General features: G+C 56.9%; 16 protein-coding genes. 10 read left to right on the top strand and 6 right to left on the bottom strand.

The genetic code is table 11. The annotated features are described in order from the left end of the window. Window positions 1–30 precede the first annotated feature (30 nt). The 5 genes from typA (at window position 31) to fabY (ending at window position 4,891) form a co-directional block, all read left to right on the top strand. The gene (typA, locus tag RTM13_RS18535) at window positions 31–1,854 is read left to right on the top strand and encodes a ribosome-dependent GTPase TypA (RefSeq protein ID WP_312214028.1); all 1,824 of its coding nucleotides are present in this window, start codon (window positions 31–33) and stop codon (window positions 1,852–1,854) included. Window positions 1,855–2,005: 151 nt separating this feature from the next. After that, on the top strand, window positions 2,006–2,605 hold the full coding sequence (gene yihX / locus RTM13_RS18530) for a glucose-1-phosphatase (protein ID WP_312214026.1): 600 nt from the start codon (window positions 2,006–2,008) through the stop codon (window positions 2,603–2,605). Next, on the top strand, window positions 2,599–3,471 hold the full coding sequence (locus tag RTM13_RS18525; RefSeq protein WP_312214024.1) for a virulence factor BrkB family protein: 873 nt from the start codon (window positions 2,599–2,601) through the stop codon (window positions 3,469–3,471). Before yihX ends, RTM13_RS18525 begins: the two co-directional genes overlap by 7 nt. Next, window positions 3,468–3,905 carry a D-aminoacyl-tRNA deacylase gene (gene dtd, locus RTM13_RS18520; protein ID WP_312214022.1) on the top strand — a complete coding sequence of 146 codons (438 nt, stop codon included), beginning with the start codon at window positions 3,468–3,470 and terminating at the stop codon, window positions 3,903–3,905. Before RTM13_RS18525 ends, dtd begins: the two co-directional genes overlap by 4 nt. 44 nt (window positions 3,906–3,949) lie before the next feature. Beyond that, entirely contained in the window at window positions 3,950–4,891 is a 942-nt protein-coding gene (fabY, locus tag RTM13_RS18515; RefSeq protein ID WP_312214020.1) for a fatty acid biosynthesis protein FabY, read from the top strand. 63 nt (window positions 4,892–4,954) lie between these two features. Here the strand turns inward: fabY and fdhE are convergent, their stop codons facing one another. Genes fdhE through fdnG form a run of 4 tightly spaced genes read right to left on the bottom strand, consistent with a single transcriptional unit; the run spans window position 4,955 to window position 10,481 of the window. After that, the gene (fdhE, locus tag RTM13_RS18510) at window positions 4,955–5,884 is read right to left on the bottom strand and encodes a formate dehydrogenase accessory protein FdhE (RefSeq protein WP_103821707.1); all 930 of its coding nucleotides are present in this window, start codon (window positions 5,882–5,884) and stop codon (window positions 4,955–4,957) included. After that, window positions 5,881–6,516: a formate dehydrogenase cytochrome b556 subunit gene (gene fdoI / locus RTM13_RS18505; protein WP_312214017.1), complete on the bottom strand. Its 636-nt coding sequence runs from the start codon at window positions 6,514–6,516 to the stop codon at window positions 5,881–5,883. Before fdoI ends, fdhE begins: the two co-directional genes overlap by 4 nt. Then, entirely contained in the window at window positions 6,513–7,418 is a 906-nt protein-coding gene (gene fdxH, locus RTM13_RS18500; protein ID WP_312214015.1) for a formate dehydrogenase subunit beta, read from the bottom strand. The genes fdoI and fdxH overlap by 4 nt, the downstream gene beginning before the upstream one ends. Before the next feature lie 12 nt (window positions 7,419–7,430). Beyond that, a complete protein-coding gene (gene fdnG / locus RTM13_RS18495) occupies window positions 7,431–10,481 on the bottom strand; it encodes a formate dehydrogenase-N subunit alpha (protein ID WP_312214013.1) in 3,051 nt (1,016 codons plus the stop codon). Window positions 10,482–10,672: 191 nt separating this feature from the next. Here fdnG and fdhD point away from each other — a divergent pair, with 191 nt between their 5' ends. Both fdhD and RTM13_RS18485 read left to right on the top strand, forming a co-directional pair. Further along, window positions 10,673–11,497 (top strand): formate dehydrogenase accessory sulfurtransferase FdhD, encoded by an 825-nt coding sequence (gene fdhD, locus RTM13_RS18490; protein WP_312214011.1) that lies wholly within the window; start codon window positions 10,673–10,675, stop codon window positions 11,495–11,497. A 128-nt stretch (window positions 11,498–11,625) separates the two neighbouring features. Next, window positions 11,626–11,838 (top strand): DUF1471 domain-containing protein, encoded by a 213-nt coding sequence (locus RTM13_RS18485; RefSeq protein ID WP_312214009.1) that lies wholly within the window; start codon window positions 11,626–11,628, stop codon window positions 11,836–11,838. A gap of 39 nt (window positions 11,839–11,877) precedes the next feature. Here the strand turns inward: RTM13_RS18485 and RTM13_RS18480 are convergent, their stop codons facing one another. Then, complete coding sequence (locus RTM13_RS18480) at window positions 11,878–12,201, bottom strand: AzlD domain-containing protein (protein WP_268106337.1); 324 nt, start codon at window positions 12,199–12,201, stop codon at window positions 11,878–11,880. Next, window positions 12,201–12,860, bottom strand: coding sequence for an AzlC family ABC transporter permease (locus RTM13_RS18475; protein ID WP_312214006.1), 660 nt, complete (start codon window positions 12,858–12,860; stop codon window positions 12,201–12,203). Before RTM13_RS18475 ends, RTM13_RS18480 begins: the two co-directional genes overlap by 1 nt. A 115-nt stretch (window positions 12,861–12,975) precedes the next feature. Between RTM13_RS18475 and RTM13_RS18470 the strand changes: the two genes are divergently transcribed. From RTM13_RS18470 to RTM13_RS18460, 3 genes are all read left to right on the top strand, one after another. Next, window positions 12,976–13,524, top strand: coding sequence for an XRE family transcriptional regulator (locus tag RTM13_RS18470; protein WP_312214004.1), 549 nt, complete (start codon window positions 12,976–12,978; stop codon window positions 13,522–13,524). A gap of 20 nt (window positions 13,525–13,544) precedes the next feature. Continuing rightward, the gene (locus RTM13_RS18465) at window positions 13,545–14,540 is read left to right on the top strand and encodes a LacI family DNA-binding transcriptional regulator (protein WP_312214002.1); all 996 of its coding nucleotides are present in this window, start codon (window positions 13,545–13,547) and stop codon (window positions 14,538–14,540) included. A 104-nt stretch (window positions 14,541–14,644) separates the two neighbouring features. After that, on the top strand, window positions 14,645–16,768 hold the full coding sequence (locus tag RTM13_RS18460; protein WP_312214000.1) for an alpha-galactosidase: 2,124 nt from the start codon (window positions 14,645–14,647) through the stop codon (window positions 16,766–16,768). Window positions 16,769–16,777: the final 9 nt, after the last annotated feature.

The raw sequence follows: 16,777 nt of genomic DNA, 5'->3' as shown, positions 1-16,777 counted from the left end.
CGCGCTATTTCTAATGCCTGAGGCAAAGTTGTGATCGAAAATTTGCGTAACATCGCCATCATTGCGCACGTTGACCATGGTAAAACGACCCTGGTTGACAAGCTGCTGCAGCAATCCGGTACCTTCAGCGAGCGCGCTGAAACTACCGAACGCGTGATGGACTCCAACGATTTGGAGAAAGAGCGTGGGATTACCATCCTCGCGAAAAACACCGCTATCAAATGGAATGACTACCGTATCAACATCGTTGATACCCCGGGTCACGCCGACTTCGGTGGTGAAGTTGAACGAGTCATGTCCATGGTAGACTCCGTACTGCTGGTGGTCGATGCTATGGACGGCCCGATGCCGCAGACCCGCTTTGTAACCAAAAAAGCGTTTGCGCATGGCCTGAAGCCAATTGTCGTTATCAACAAGGTTGACCGTCCGGGCGCGCGTCCTGACTGGGTTGTCGATCAGGTCTTCGATCTGTTCGTAAACCTCGACGCTACCGACGAGCAGCTGGACTTCCCAATCATCTACGCATCGGCCCTGCAGGGTATCGCGGGTAACGACCACACTGACATGGCGGAAGATATGACCCCGCTGTATCAGGCGATCGTTGACCACGTCCCGGCGCCGAACGTTGACCTTGACGGTCCGTTCCAGATGCAGATCTCCCAGCTGGACTACAACAACTACGTTGGCGTTATCGGCATCGGCCGCATCAAGCGCGGTAAGGTGAAGCCGAACCAGCAGATCACCCTAATCGACAGCGAAGGCAAAACGCGCAACGGTAAAGTGGGTAAGGTACTGACCCATCTCGGCCTGGAGCGTATTGAATCCACCGAAGCTGAAGCGGGCGATATCATCGCGATCACTGGTCTGGGCGAACTGAACATCTCCGACACCCTTTGCGATCCGCAAAACGTCGAAGCGCTGCCGGCACTCTCCGTTGATGAGCCGACCGTGACCATGTTCTTCAACGTCAACACCTCGCCGTTCTGCGGTAAAGAAGGTAAGTTTGTGACCTCGCGTCAGATCCTTGACCGTCTGAACAAAGAGCTGGTGCACAACGTGGCGCTGCGCGTGGAAGAGACTGACGATTCTGATGCATTCCGTGTATCTGGTCGTGGTGAGCTGCACCTGTCGGTTCTGATCGAAAACATGCGTCGTGAAGGCTTTGAGCTGGCGGTTTCCCGTCCGAAAGTTATCAACCGTATGATTGATGGCCGTATGCAGGAGCCGTTCGAGAACGTGACCCTGGATATCGAAGAGCAGCATCAGGGCTCGGTTATGCAGGCGATGGGCGAGCGTAAGGGCGATGTTAAAGACATGATCCCTGACGGCAAAGGCCGTATTCGTCTGGACTACCTGATCCCGGCGCGTGGCCTGATCGGCTTCCGTACCGAGTTCATGACCATGACTTCCGGTACTGGTCTGCTGTACTCCACCTTCAGCCACTACGACGACGTGCGTCCGGGCGAAATCGGCCAGCGTAACAACGGCGTGCTGATCTCCAACGGCCAGGGCAAAGCAGTCGCGTTCGCACTGTTCAGCCTGCAGGATCGCGGTAAGCTCTTCCTGGGTCACGGTGCTGAAGTGTATGAAGGCCAGATCATCGGTATTCACAGCCGCTCTAACGACCTGACAGTGAACTGCCTGACCGGTAAGAAACTGACCAACATGCGTGCATCGGGTACCGATGAAGCAACGGTTCTGGTTCCGCCGATCAAGATGTCCCTGGAGCAGGCGCTGGAGTTCATCGATGACGACGAACTGGTAGAAGTCACCCCGACCTCTGTCCGTATCCGTAAACGTCACCTGACCGAGAACGACCGTAAACGTGCGATGCGTGGTCCTCGCGACGCGTAATCTGTTTTCGCATGATGCTAAAAGCCGCTGAATATCAGCGGCTTTTTTTATGTCTCTCTCCACCCCCCTGCCTGAATCTGTGGCAGAGCAGCTATTCACCATCTGGATTTCCCGCTACAGTTAATTCTCCACGGCCAACAAGGAGAGAAAAATGCTCTATATCTTTGATTTAGGTAACGTGATTGTTGATATCGATTTCGATCGCGTGCTGGGTGCATGGAGCGATCTCAGCCGGGTTCCGCTGGCAACGCTGAAGCAAAGTTTTACCATGGGTGATGCGTTTCACCGCCATGAGCGGGGTGAACTGTCGGATGAGGATTTTGCCGAGGCGCTGTGCGAGGAGATGTCGCTGCCGCTGAGCTATGAGCAGTTTTCCCACGGTTGGCAGGCGGTGTTTGTTGGCCTGCGTCCAGAGGTGATCAACATCATGCACAAACTGCGCGCGCAGGGACACCGTGTGGTAGTGCTCTCCAACACCAACCGGTTGCATACGACTTTCTGGCCGGAACAGTACCCTGAAGTTCGCGCCGCGGCGGATAAAATCTACCTCTCTCAGGAGATGGGGATGCGCAAGCCAGAGGCGCGCATCTACCAGGCGCTGTTACGGGAAGAGGGTTTCTCTGCCGAGGATGCGGTCTTTTTTGACGATAACGCCGATAATATAGAGGGAGCTAACCAGTTGGGTATTACATCAATTCTGGTGACCGGAAAAGAGACGATACCGAACTACTTTGCAAAACAGCTATGCTAAAAACCGTTCATCATAAAGCCAGTCACCATACTCGCCCGCTGCGGGCGTGGCTCAAGCTGCTCTGGGAGCGAATTGACGAAGACAATATGACGACGCTGGCGGGGAATCTCGCCTACGTCTCGCTGCTCTCACTGGTGCCGCTGGTGGCGGTGATCTTTGCGCTATTTGCTGCTTTTCCAATGTTTAACGACGTCAGTATGCAGCTGCGGCACTTTGTTTTTGCCAATTTCCTGCCGTCGACCGGCGATATTATCCAGCGCTATATCGAGCAATTTGTTGCTAATTCCAGCAAAATGACGGCGGTAGGGGCGTGTGGTCTGATCGTCACCGCGCTGCTGTTGATGTATGCCATTGATAGCGCCCTGAACACCATCTGGCGCAGCAAGCGTGTGCGGCCTAAGGTCTACTCGTTTGCTGTCTACTGGATGATCCTCACCCTCGGGCCGCTGCTGGCGGGGGCGAGCCTGGCGATTAGCTCCTATCTGCTCTCGCTGCGCTGGGCGACCGAGCTGGATAGTGTAATCGATCACATCCTGCGTATCTTTCCGCTGATCCTTTCGTGGCTCTCGTTCTGGCTGCTCTACAGCATCGTGCCTACCACCCGGGTGCCTAACCGCGATGCCGTTATCGGTGCGCTGGTGGCGGCGCTACTCTTTGAGCTGGGGAAAAAGGCGTTCGCGCTCTATATCACCATGTTTCCCTCCTATCAGCTCATCTACGGTGTGCTGGCGGTGGTGCCCATTCTCTTTGTCTGGGTCTACTGGACCTGGTGTATCGTCTTGCTTGGCGCTGAAATAACTGTCACTCTCGGGGAGTACCGCAAACTCAAATTAGCCGCAGAGCAAGAGACAATAGACCAACCATGATTGCATTAATTCAACGTGTTTCCCGTGCCAGCGTGACCGTGGAAGGTAACGTGACGGGTGAAATTGGCCCAGGACTTTTGGTGCTGTTAGGTGTCGAAAAAGAGGACGATGAGCAAAAAGCGAACCGTCTTTGCGAACGAGTATTAGGCTACCGTATCTTCAGCGATGCCGACGGCAAGATGAACCTGAACGTTCAGCAGGCCGGGGGCAGCGTGCTGGTGGTGTCGCAGTTTACGCTGGCGGCGGATACCGAGCGCGGCATGCGTCCCGGTTTCTCCCGAGGCGCTGCGCCGGATCGCGCTGAAGCGCTATACAACTATTTTGTCGAGCGCTGTCGTCAGCAGGAAATGGTTACGCAAACCGGGCAGTTTGCTGCCGATATGCAAGTTTCACTGGTCAACGACGGTCCGGTTACCTTCTGGCTGCAAGTATGAGTCAGCAGCTAGCCTGGCCTCAGGTCACAAGAGAGAGTGCTGCTATGTATCATCTTCGCGTACCGCAAACCGAAGCAGAGTTAGAGCGCTACTACGCGTTTCGTTGGGAAATGCTACGCAAGCCCCTGCGCCAGCCGCGTGGCTCTGAGCGCGACGCCTGGGATGCGATGGCGCATCATCAGATGGTGCTGGATGAAGAGGGCCAGCTGGTTGCCGTCGGACGGCTCTATATCAACGCCGATAACGAAGGCTCGATTCGCTTTATGGCCGTGCATCCCGAGGTGCAGGATAAAGGGCTGGGCACGCTGATGGCGATGACTCTGGAGTCGGTGGCACGCCAGGAGGGGGTTAAACGAGTCACCTGTAGCGCCCGCGAGGATGCCGTAGAGTTTTTCGCCAAGCTCGGATTTATCAACGAAGGTGAGATCACCGCCCCGCAAACCACACCGCTGCGCCACTTTCTGATGATGAAACCCATCGCCACGCTGGACGATATTCTGCATCGCGGCGACTGGTGCGGACAGCTACAGCAGGCCTGGTACCAACATATTCCGCTCAGTGAAAAGATGGGTGTACGTATTCAGCAGTACACCGGGCAGAAGTTTATTACCACCATGCCGGAGACGGGAAACCAGAATCCGCACCATACGCTGTTCGCCGGGAGCCTTTTCTCTCTCGCCACGCTGACCGGCTGGGGGCTGATCTGGCTGATGCTGCGGGAGCGTCACCTCGGCGGCACCATTATTCTCGCCGACGCTCACATCCGCTACAGCCATCCTATCACCGGCCGACCCAGCGCAATTGCCGACCTGGGTTCCCTCAGCGGCGATCTCGACCGCCTCGCCCGCGGCCGTAAAGCCCGGGTGCAGCTGCAGGTCGAGCTGTTCGGCAACGACGTCGCCGGGGCTATTTTTGAAGGCATCTTTATCGTGCTGCCAGCGAAACCCTTCGGTTCATACGAAGAGGGCGGTAACGAGGAGGAGTAGCGGAAGGGGGCATTCAGATGTAGGCCGGGCAAGCGTAGCGCCGCCCGGCAGTGTTACAGAGGATTACTCCCCTTCACCCGGGAACAGGAACGGGTTAATGGAGCTGCGGGCGAAGCCCTCCTGCTCCATACGGGCGTCCAGCACCAGCGATGCCAGGTCGTCGGCCACCGGCTCTACGTTCGGGTCTTTTTCCTGATACAAAATCTTCAGGTAGGTACCGCAATCGCCGCAGCTTTCTGCTTTGACCGAAGCCTGCTCGTTATCCAGCGACCAGTAGTGTAGATCGCGGGTTTGCTCGCAGTTGCTGCACTTCACGCGCACCACGTGCCACTCGGTCTCACACAGGTTGCAGTGCAGATAGCGCAACCCCTGAGAGGTACCAATCTGCACGATGCTGGAGACCGGCATGGAGCCGCAGACCGGACAGAACTGACGCTGCTCGCCATACTCGGCGCGGGCTTTCCCTGGGATCAGGCTGGCCATCTGCGCCCAGTAGAGCGACAGCGCCGCCCAGATGAACGGCGACTTATCGCTGCTCACCGCCGCGAAGTTGCTGGCGAACAAGGCGCTCGCCATCTCTTCCAGCTCCTGAGTCGAGGCCTTCTCCAGATTCTCAATCACCGCCAGCGCCTGGCCGCTCATCTCTGGTTTCAGCTCGGCAATCAGAGAGTGCAGCAGCTTATGCCAGTGGGTGTCGCGTGGCAGGACGTGAATATCCAGCGGCGGCTTGCCCTGTTCGGCAGCCTCTTTGATGCGTGCGGTCAAATCCATGGTTAATGGATGATCGTACAGCACCACCTCCTGGGCATGCGCCACCAGCGCGGCGAAGCGCAGATAGTCACCCAGCGGATTGCTCTCGGCCAGCGTGCGCAGGCGTTCTGCCCGACGGTTGTAGAGATTTTTCAGCCTGGGAAACAGTAACGGCGGAATAGCTTCCGCCGCACGTTTCTCGCCTTTCTCCAACGCATCTTGCGGGATTATGCGAATACTCATTCAGCCTCTTTTTCCGATTTGCTTCGGACTTCACGATACCAGCGCGGGTGATGTCGCTCCGCCCAGGTTTTCGTTACCCATCCTTCTACCATGGCGGTAATCGTGCCTTTTACCCAGAGGGCGGCGTAGATATGCACCATAATAACCACAATTAGCCCGACTGCGGCAAATGAATGCAGCATGATCGCCAGACGGATTGTTGGGATGGAGAAGTACGGCGCGAGCCACGGACGCCACATGATAATCCCGCTGACCAGCAGCAGCACCAGCAGAATAATCGCTGCCCAGAAGACACACTTCTGGCCAAAGTTATAGCGCCCGGTGTCACCGACCTCTTCGTTGACGATGATTTTCTGGATGTTTTTCGCCCAGAAGATATCGTCCCGGTTGATCAGGTTGTGGTGCCAGTAGCGGAAAAACATGATGATAAACGAGGCAAACATCACCACCCCAACGAAGGGGTGGAGGATCCGCGCCAGCTGCGGCGTACCGAGAATATTCATCAACCAGTTAAAGGAGGGGAAGAAAAACCCCAGCCCGCTCACCGCCGCCAGCACGAAGCAGAAGGCGGTGACCCAGTGGTTGATGCGTTCCGGCGCGGTGTAGCGCACGATGGTGTCACGTTTTCTCATTTGCGCACCTCATCATCTTTTTTATCGTGAAGGTTGTCTTCATCATCGTCAGCGCGGTTTGGACCGACGCCCACGTAGTGGAAGACGCTGGCGGCAAAGGTCGCCGCAAAGCCGACGGCGGCGAGCGGTTTCCAGATACCTTTCCAGAACTTCACGGTGGCGCTGATCTCCGGGTTCTCCGGCAGGCCGTGGTAGAGATTCGGCTTGTCGGCGTGGTGCAGCACGTACATGACGTGCGTACCGCCAACGCCTGCCGGATCGTACAGGCCCGCGTTATCGTAACCACGGGTTTTCAGCTCCTCTACGCGCTCACCCGCCAGCGTTTTCATATCCTCTTTGGAACCAAAGTGAATAGCGCCAGTTGGACAGGTCTTCACGCAGGCTGGCTCCTGGCCGACGGTCACGCGATCCACGCACAGGGTGCATTTGTAGACGCGATTATCTTCCGGGTTCAGGCGCGGGACGTCGAACGGACAGCCAGCGATGCAGTAGCCGCAGCCGATGCACTGCTCAGACTGGAAGTCGACGATGCCGTTAGCGTACTGAATGATTGCCCCTTCAGACGGGCAAGCTTTCAGACAGCCGGGATCGGCACAGTGCATGCAGCCATCCTTACGGATCAGCCACTCCAGTTTGTCGTTCTGCTCGACTTCCGAGAAGCGCATCACTGTCCAGGATTTGGCCGTCAGATCCGCCGGGTTATCATAGACCCCGACGTTATGACCGACCTCATCACGGATGTCGTTCCACTCTGAACAGGCCACCTGACAGGCTTTACAGCCGATACAGGTGGTTACGTCGATAAGCTTTGCCACTTCGAGCTGGTGATCCCGCGCCTGAGGCGCGGGGGTAAAGCTGTTAGTCGCGGAACGACGAATAATGTCTTGCGATTGATAAGCCATAGGTCGTCTCCGTTACACCTTTTCCACGTTCACGAGGAACGCCTTGAACTCCGGCGTCTGCGTGTTCGCATCACCAACAACCGGCGTCAGCGTATTGGCAATAAAGCCCTTCTTCGCCACGCCTTCATAACCCCAGTGGATAGGTATCCCGATGGTGTCTACCTCCTGACCATGCACGTTCAGGGTGCGGATACGCTTGGTCACCACCGCTTTGGCCTTGATATAGCCACGGTTAGAGGAGACTTTCACCGTATCGCCCTGGACGATGCCCAGCTTGCCTGCCAGCTTCTCGCCGATCTCCACAAACTGCTCCGGCTGCGCAATTGAGTTCAACAGCGCGTGCTTGGTCCAGTAGTGGAAGTGCTCGGTCAGGCGGTAAGTAGTTCCTACGTACGGGAACTTATCCGCTTTACCCATCGCGTCCATATCATCTTTGAACACGCGGGCTGCCGGGTTGGAGATCACCTTCGGATGCAGCGGGTTGGTACCCAGCGGCGTCTCAAACGGCTCGTAGTGCTCCGGGAACGGCCCTTCCGCCATCTTATCGATGGCGAACAGACGTCCGACGCCCTCTTGCAGCATGATAAACGGACCAACGTTGCTGCCCGGAGGCGCAGTGCTGTAGTCCGGAATATCCGCGCCCACCCATTTACCATTGGCATAGGAGAGCAGCTGGCGTTTCGGATCCCACGGTTTACCCTGCGGGTCCGCCGAGGCACGGTTGTAGAGGATGCGGCGGTTCAACGGCCACGACCATGCCCAGCCGAGGGTATTCCCCAGCCCTGACGGATCGGCGTTGTCACGGCGCGCCATCTGGTTACCGTCCGGCGTCCAACTGCCGGCAAAGATCCAGCAGCCGCTGGAGGTGGTACCGTCGTCGCGCAGATGGGCAAAGGAGGAGAGCTGATCGCCCTTCTTCGCCAGCACCTTGCCACTCGCCGGGTCGATGATATCTTCCAGCGCTTTACCGTTGCTCTCCATTGCCACTTCCTGTGGGGAAGGGTTCTCCGGCGTGGTGTAGTTCCAGGACATGTTCAGAACCTGTTCCGGGTTCGCACCGCCCTCTGCCGCATACATCTTACGCAGGCGCAGGAAGATACCTGCCAGAATTTCACCGTCGTTCAGCGCTTCGCCCGGGGCGTCCTGACCTTTCCAGTGCCACTGCAACCAGCGGCCGGAGTTGACGATGGAGCCGTCCTCTTCCGCGAAGCAGGTGGATGGCAGACGGAACACCTCGGTCTGGATTTTCGATGAGTCGACGTCGTTCTGCTCGCCGTGGTTCTGCCAGAAGGTCGATGTCTCGGTATTGAGCGGATCGATAGTCACCAGGAACTTCAGCTTCGACAGCGACGAGACGACCTTGTTTTTGTTCGGGAACGATGCCACCGGGTTGAAGCCCTGGCAGATGTAGCCCGTCACCTCGTTTTTCGCCATCATGTCGAAATACTGCAGGACGTCGTAGCCTTTATCCCACTTCGGCAGCCAGTCAAAGCCCCAGCTGTTCTCCGCCGTCGCCTTATCGCCGTAGAAGGCTTTCATCATCGACACGAAGAATTTCGGGTAGTTGCTCCAGTAGTTAACCTGGCCTTCCAGCAGCGGCTTGGTGGTGTTGCCCGCGAAGTAGGTTTCCAGATCGTTCTGCTTATCGTTCGGCAGCGTCATGTAGCCCGGCAGGCTCTGGGTCAGCAGGCCAAGGTCGGTCAGACCCTGAATGTTGGAGTGACCGCGCAGGGCGTTAACGCCGCCGCCTGCCATCCCCATGTTGCCAAGCAGCAGCTGGATCATCGCCATGGTACGAATGTTCTGCGCACCTACCGAGTGTTGCGTCCAGCCGAGCGCGTAGAGGAACGATGCGGTTTTATCATGGGCGCTGGTTTCGGCGATGTACTCGCAGACCTTCAGGAAGTCAGCTTTTGGCGTACCGCAGATGTTCTCTACAACCTCAGGCGTATAGCGAGCCAGATGCTTTTTCAGCAGGTTCCATACGCAGCGAGGATGCGTCAACGTCATGTCGCGTTTCGCATAGCCGTTTTCGTCCAGCTCATAGTTCCAGCTGGCTTTGTCATACTTGCGTTTATCCGGGTCATAGCCGGTAAACAGACCGTCATCAAAGCCGAAATCTTCCCGCACGATCAGGCTGGCGTTGGTATAGGCTTCGGTATATTCACGGTTATATTTTTCGTTATTCAACAGGTACAGCATGACGCCTGACAGGAAGGCGATGTCAGTACCGGAACGAATAGGCGCATAGAAATCCGCGACCGAGGCGGTTCGCGTAAAGCGCGGATCGACGACAATCAGCTTCGCGCCATTGTGGATCTTGGCTTCCATCGCCCAGCGGAAACCCACCGGATGCGCTTCTGCCGCGTTCCCACCCATCACCACGATGAGGTTGGCGTTCTTCATGTCGACCCAGTGGTTGGTCATCGCACCGCGACCAAATGTTGGAGCAAGACTTGCTACCGTTGGTCCGTGTCAGACACGCGCCTGGTTGTCGACGGCTAACATGCCGAGTGCGCGGGTAAATTTCTGTGATAAATAGCCGGTTTCATTGCTGGCCGCAGAGGCGCACAGCATACCGGTAGAGAGCCAGCGGTTTACGGTCACGCCCTGCTCATTCTGCGCGATATAGTTTGCGTCGCGGTCCTCTTTCATCAGTTTGGCGATGCGATCGAACGCTTCATCCCAACTGATACGCTGCCATTTATCAGAACCTGGTGCGCGATATTCCGGATATTTCAGGCGGCTTTCGGAGTGGATGAAGTCCACCAGTCCGGCCCCTTTTGGACACAATGCACCGCGGTTCACCGGGTGATCCGGGTCCCCTTCAATATGGAAGATGGATGATTTGGCATTTTTTGCACCGTCGCCAAGGCTATACATTAATAGCCCACAGCCAACGGAGCAGTACGTACAGGTGTTACGAGTTTCGCGGGTGCGCAGCAGCTTATACTGCCGTGTTTCCGCCAGCGCGACGCTGGGTGCAAAGCCCAGTGCGGCTGCCGTTGTACCTGCCATACCGCCAGCACAGATCTTAAAGAACTGTCTTCTGCTGACCTGCATGGGGTCGCTCCTTACTTTTTTTATTTATATCGACATTGTCTCGAATGGTGCTCTCGAGTCTTTACGCTTTGCGGGCATGGCCGTAAAGGTTCAGAATAGGATGGTCCTCCTCGCGCTGGAGGAATTGCCGCCAGAATACCACAATGTCGCCAGGCCTGTTCCCATTCAGTTAACAAAAAGTGAACAATAAAATGCTCTCTACTCCTAAAAAGTCGACCGATATCACAGGGTGTCGCGAGGTGATGCTCTGGAAACGTGATGATTTACAGCATCCTCAGCCGGACAGCCTGGCGGAAGAGGTACCTATCGCGCTGGTCTACAACGGGATTTCACACGTGGTGATGATGGCCTCGCCGAAGGATCTCACCGAGTTCGCCATGGGATTTTCTCTGTCGGAAGGCATTATTGATGCCCCAGCGGAGATCTATGGGATGGAGGTTGTGCCCTCCTGTAACGGTCTGGAGGTACAGATTGAGCTCTCCAGTCGTCGTTTTATGGGACTGAAGGAGCGTCGCCGGGCGCTGGCGGGTCGTACCGGCTGCGGCGTATGCGGCGTGGAGCAGCTTAACGATATCGGCAAGCCGGTCGCCCCGCTGCCGTTTACCCAGACGTTCGATCTGGCGAACCTGGATCGGGCGCTGCGCCAGTTGAGCAGCGTTCAGCCGGTCGGCCAGCTTACCGGCTGCACTCATGCCGCCGCGTGGATCGCACCCGCGGGCGAGCTGATTGGCGGGCACGAGGATGTAGGCAGGCACGTGGCGCTGGATAAGCTGCTGGGCCATCGCGCCCGGGAAGGCGCAGGCTGGCAGCAGGGGGCGGCGCTGGTCTCCAGCCGGGCAAGCTATGAGATGGTGCAGAAGTCCGCCATGTGCGGCGTGGAAATTCTGTTTGCGGTGTCGGCGGCAACAACGCTGGCAGTCGAGGTGGCCGAGCGCTGCAATCTGACGCTGGTGGGTTTTTGCAAGCCGGGCAGGGCAACAATCTATACCCATCCTCAGCGTTTAGCGGGTGCATAGCATTTATTCAAAAATTTTGAATGTAGTCAGCAAATCCCTTTACTTTTAGTTGGTGATTAACCGGTCTATTATTTATTACATCAAGGCGACACGCCTTATACAAACGACTTAATTAAAGGGTAACCATCATGAAAAACATCAAAACTTTTGTTGCAGTTATCGCTCTTGCCGCTTCCTTCGGTTCTTTCGCTGCCCAGTCCGTCTCTGTGACTGACACTACGCTCTCCGGTGCGGAAGCGAAAATCGCCGCTCAGGCCGAGCAGGCTGGCGCATCATCCTACAAAATTACCCAGGCTTACTCAGGTAACTATGTACACATGACTGCTGAGCTGACTAAATAACATCTTCATCGTTGAAAGAGCGCCTGCGGGCGCTTTTTTTTATGCTATTCCCGCCAGCCGCAGCAGCGCAGTCACTACCGCCGCCGCCACGATCACCACAATTAACGGCATCTTCCGCCAGGCTAGAAATACGGCAAAGGCGACGCCGATCACCCGCGCCATTCCGGCAAAATGATCCCCTTCATAAAAGGTAGTTGCCAGCGCCACGGAGAACAGCAGCACGGTGGCGGCATCAGAAAGCAGCGCCTGTGAACGCTCAGAGAGGGCCAGGCGGCTACCGAGTTTAGCGCCGCCGAGACGCATTAAATAGGTCCCTGCCGATAACAGGACGATGCCGAGAATAAATACCGTCATGTTTTCCACTATTTTTTCCTCGCGGCCAGGCCGAGCAGAGAGAGCAGAACCGGTAAACCCACTGGTGCAAAGGGTACGGCGGCAAGTGATAACGCTGCGCCGCTACAGGCGCGAATAAGCGTGGTACGGTTTTTAAACGCCGGCACCACTAACGCCAGCAAAATAGCCGGAAAGACTGCGTCCAGACCGATGGTTTCCGGATCGGGCAGCAGTTTACCCACCATGGCACCCAGCAGCGCGCCGAGAGGCCAGATAATCGCTACCCCCAGACCGCACAGCCAGTAGGCCGCCTTACGCTGTTCAGGCGTCTTCTGCGACAGGCCAAACACCACGCTTTCGTCATTCATGATGTGGCAGCCGAGCAGGCTGGCGCCGCGCTTGCCGACCAGATCGCGCACCGTCACGCCAAACGGTACATGGCGAGCGTTCACCAGGAGTCCAGCGGCCGCCGCCGCCAGCGGATTACCGCCGCTGGCAACGATGCCGATAAACATAAACTCAGACGCGCCCGCCAGCACGGTGATAGAGAGCACAAAAGGAACCCAGAGCGGGAAGCCGTAGGCCATTGCCAGCGAGCCGTAGGACATGCCGACGATACCCACGGCCAGGCAGACCAGAACGATCGCCTTTATCGTGTCGCCTTTAAGACAAGAGAGATGATGTTTCATACTATTTTAGCCGTATTGGTTTAGCTATATCGAACGAATATCCATTATAATGAACGCATCAAGATCGTTTTACAAGATGAACGATTCGTTCGATTTATAGAGCAAGGGCCGTTATATGACGCAGCCAATTAGCGTGATCGCTAAAAGTTTAGTGCGAGAACGTCTGCGAACCGGACTTTCACTGGCGGAAATTGCCCGCCGGGCCGGGATCGCCAAATCCACGCTTTCCCAGCTGGAGTCTGGCAACGGCAACCCCAGCCTGGAGACGCTCTGGTCGCTGTGCGTAGCGCTGGATATTCCTTTCGCCCGTCTGCTGGAGCCGCAACAGCCCGCTACCCAGGTGATCCGTCGGGGAGAAGGGACAAAAGTAATCGCCGGTCAGGCCAACTATGAGGCCATTTTACTGGCCGCCTGTCCACCGGGGGCGCGGCGTGATATCTATTTACTGCTGACCCAGCCGGGCGCAGACCGCATCTCCCAGCCTCATCCACCGGGATCGGTTGAGCATATCATTGTGACGCAGGGTCGGGCGATCGTGGGGTTAACCGACGCGCCGGAGGAGCTGGGTGAGGGGGATTACATCTGCTATCCCGCCGATCGGCCACATATCTTTCAGGCTCTCGAACCGGATACGCATGCGCTTCTGGTTGCGGAACAAAATTAAACAGTAAGACACGGAAAAACATGTCGCTTAAAGCCATTGCCAAAGAACTGGGGCTGTCCGTTACCACCGTTAGCCGTGCGCTCAACGGGTATGATGATGTCTCCAAAGAGACGCGCGCCCGGGTTGAAGCGGAAGCACAACGTCGTGGCTACCGTCCGAATACCTTTGCCCGTCGTTTGAAAATGGGCAAAATTGACGCCGTTGGGCTGGTTTTTCCTGTGCACCCTGTTCCGCTCAATAACAGCGTCTTTATGGATATGGTTGGTGAAATCAGCCACGAACTTGCGCGATATGAGATTGATTTACTGCTGATTGCCGACGACGATCTGGCTGATAAGCATAGCTATATGCGCATGGTGCAAAGCCGCCGCGTGGATGCGCTGATCGTCGCCCATACGCTCGATCACGATCCGCGTCTTGAGCAGCTTCAGGCTATCGGTTTCCCTTTCCTCGCGCTGGGCCGCAGCCAGCTGCCGCAGCCCTATGCATGGTTTGACTTCGACAACTACGCCGGAATGTATCACGCCACGCGCTGGCTGATTGATAAGGGCCATCAGCGTATTGCCCTGCTCGGCGAAAGCAATTCTCAGGCTTTTATCACCCAGCGCCGCCAGGGTTACCTTGATGCCCTGGCCGAGGCGGGGCTACCCAGCGAATGGCTGCGCACCATGCCACCTTCGCGGCGGGCGGGCTATACCACGACGCAGGATCTGCTCTCGCTGGCGTCACCTCCAACGGCAATCCTGACCGACTGCAATACCCACGGCGATGGGGTGGCGATGGCCCTCTCCCAGCTTGGTCGATTAACTGGCGATAACGCCGTTTCGCTGGTGGTTTACGACGGTCTGCCGCAGGACAGCATCGTGGATGTTGACGTGGCGGCGGTGATCCAGGCTACCCGCCAGGGCGTGGGCAAACAGATTGCCGACATGGTGCTGCGGTTAATTAACGGCGAGGATATCGCTGAGCTTCAGGTGCTTTGGCAGCCTCAGTTTTCTGCTGGTCAAACGGCGTAAATCTGCCGAAATTCTAAAGCCGATCACAAAACCGAAACGTTTTGGTTTGTATCCGAAACGTTTCGGATCAACACTCAGAACATCCCGACGACAGGAGATGTCTGATGTACGATTCGATTTTACGACTGGAAAGCAAGACGGTAGACGTGGTGCTAAAAACTCACCCGTTTGCCGAAATTCTTTACTGGGGGCCACACCTTTGCCACTTTTCACCTCAGGATGCAGCGAGTTTATCTCGCCCGGTAGCCAACGGCAGGCTTGATGTAGACTCGCCGGTAACGCTGATGGCCGAGCTGGGTCAGGGTCTGTTTGGTTCGCCGGGCATTGAAGGTCATCGCCAGGGATTGGACGGGTCGCCGGTATTCAAAACCACACACGTACAGCAGCAAGGGCAAACCCTGACGGTTACCGCTGAAGATGAGCATGCCGGGCTGCGTCTGACCAGCGAAATTGCGCTCGACGACAGCGGCGTGCTGGTGTTACGCCACGGTTTAACCAACCTTCGGGCGCAGGCGTGGCAGGTTGATCGCCTTGCCGTCACGCTGCCGATTGCCGAGCGCGCCGGAGAGGTGATGGCGTTTCATGGACGCTGGACCCGCGAGTTTCAGCCACACCGCGTGAAGCTTGAGCATGACTGCTTCGTGGTTGAAAATCGTCGCGGTCGCACCTCCCATGAACACTTTCCGGCACTGATTAGCGGCACGCAGGCATTCAGTGAAATGCACGGCGACGTATGGGGCGTGCATCTGGGCTGGAGCGGCAACCACCGTCTGCGGGCCGAAGTAAAAACCGACGGCCGCCGCTATCTGCAGGCCGAAGCGCTCTACCTGCCGGGAGAGATGGCCGTTGAGGAGGGGGAAACTCTGTGGACGCCGCGGCTATACGCCAGCTACTCCACAAACGGGCTGAACGGAATGAGCCAGCAGTTTCACCGCTACCTGCGGGATAATATTATCCGTTTCCCGGAGAACAAGCCGCGCCCGGTACATCTCAATACCTGGGAAGGGATCTACTTCGACCACGATCCGCAATACATCATGCGGATGGCGGACGAAGCGGCAGTGCTGGGCGTGGAGCGCTTTATTATTGACGACGGCTGGTTTAAAGGACGCAACGACGACCACGCTGCGCTGGGCGACTGGTACCTCGACGAGAAGAAATACCCCAACGGTCTGATGCCGGTGATTAACCACGTTAAAAATCTCGGCATGGAGTTTGGTATCTGGGTCGAGCCGGAGATGATCAACCCGAACTCCGATCTCTACCGGGCACACCCGGACTGGGTACTGGCGATGCCTGGATACACGCAGCCAACGGGCCGCCATCAGTATGTCCTTAACCTCAATATTCCAGAAGCGTTTGAGTATCTGCTTGAACGTATGAGCTGGCTGCTGGGTGAGCATCCGGTGGACTATGTGAAGTGGGACATGAACCGGGAGCTGGTGCAGCCTGGGCACAACGGCAAGGCTGCCGCCGATGCACAGACGCGTCAATTTTATCGTCTGTTAGACGCGCTGGGGGAACGCTTCCCGCAGGTCGAGTTTGAGTCCTGCTCCTCGGGCGGGGGACGCATTGACTACGAGGTGCTCACCCGCTGCCACCGTTTCTGGGCATCCGATAACAACGACGCGCTGGAGCGCAACGCTATTCAGCGCGGGATGAGCTACTTCTTCCCGCCAGAGGTGATGGGGGCGCATATCGGTCATCATAAATGTCATGCCACCTTCCGTCAGCACAGCATTGCGTTCCGTGGGCTTACCGCGCTGTTTGGCCATATGGGACTGGAGCTGGATCCGCTCAGCGTCGATGAGCAGGAGCGTGAAGGCTACCGGCACTATGCCGCGCTGCACAAACGGTGGCGCGAGGTGCTCCACACGGGTACCCAGTGGCGCGTGGATATGCCGGATGCCACCACCCTGGCGCAGGGAGTTGTGAGCCAGGATCGAGGCCAGGGCCTGTTTATCGTCAGCCAGCTTCAGATGCCTGATTACACCCTGATGATGCCGCTGCGCATGCCGGGGCTGGAGGCTGGCGCGCAGTACCGTATCACGCTGCTCGACCACCCCAATATTCGCTTAACCGGCGAGGGCGGACACACTATGCGCAAGCTGCCTGCATGGATGGAAGTCCCGCAAACGGTAAGCGGTGAGTGGTTGATGCAGGCGGGAATTGCATTGCCGATTCTGGATCCGGAAAGCGCCATTCTGATTGGTGTAGAACGGGTGTAATGGTGATGG

The sequence above is a fragment of the Pseudescherichia sp. genome (genome assembly GCF_031979925.1).
Taxonomy (GTDB): Bacteria; Pseudomonadota; Gammaproteobacteria; order Enterobacterales; family Enterobacteriaceae; genus Pseudescherichia.
This window is presented reverse-complemented; position numbering and strand designations above follow the sequence as displayed.

Bases quoted from the DNA above. Each gene is read 5' to 3' on its own strand.
- fdhE (WP_103821707.1), bottom strand. From the start codon at position 5,884: ATGAGTATTCGCATAATCCCGCAAGATGCGTTGGAGAAAGGCGAGAAA.
- fdhD (WP_312214011.1), top strand. From the start codon at position 10,673: ATGCTCTCTACTCCTAAAAAGTCGACCGATATCACAGGGTGTCGCGAG.
- fabY (WP_312214020.1), top strand. From the start codon at position 3,950: ATGTATCATCTTCGCGTACCGCAAACCGAAGCAGAGTTAGAGCGCTAC.
- RTM13_RS18465 (WP_312214002.1), top strand. From the start codon at position 13,545: ATGTCGCTTAAAGCCATTGCCAAAGAACTGGGGCTGTCCGTTACCACC.
- RTM13_RS18475 (WP_312214006.1), bottom strand. From the start codon at position 12,860: ATGAAACATCATCTCTCTTGTCTTAAAGGCGACACGATAAAGGCGATC.
- RTM13_RS18460 (WP_312214000.1), top strand. From the start codon at position 14,645: ATGTACGATTCGATTTTACGACTGGAAAGCAAGACGGTAGACGTGGTG.
- fdoI (WP_312214017.1), bottom strand. From the start codon at position 6,516: ATGAGAAAACGTGACACCATCGTGCGCTACACCGCGCCGGAACGCATC.
- fdxH (WP_312214015.1), bottom strand. From the start codon at position 7,418: ATGGCTTATCAATCGCAAGACATTATTCGTCGTTCCGCGACTAACAGC.
- yihX (WP_312214026.1), top strand. From the start codon at position 2,006: ATGCTCTATATCTTTGATTTAGGTAACGTGATTGTTGATATCGATTTC.
- RTM13_RS18470 (WP_312214004.1), top strand. From the start codon at position 12,976: ATGACGCAGCCAATTAGCGTGATCGCTAAAAGTTTAGTGCGAGAACGT.
- RTM13_RS18485 (WP_312214009.1), top strand. From the start codon at position 11,626: ATGAAAAACATCAAAACTTTTGTTGCAGTTATCGCTCTTGCCGCTTCC.
- RTM13_RS18525 (WP_312214024.1), top strand. From the start codon at position 2,599: ATGCTAAAAACCGTTCATCATAAAGCCAGTCACCATACTCGCCCGCTG.
- dtd (WP_312214022.1), top strand. From the start codon at position 3,468: ATGATTGCATTAATTCAACGTGTTTCCCGTGCCAGCGTGACCGTGGAA.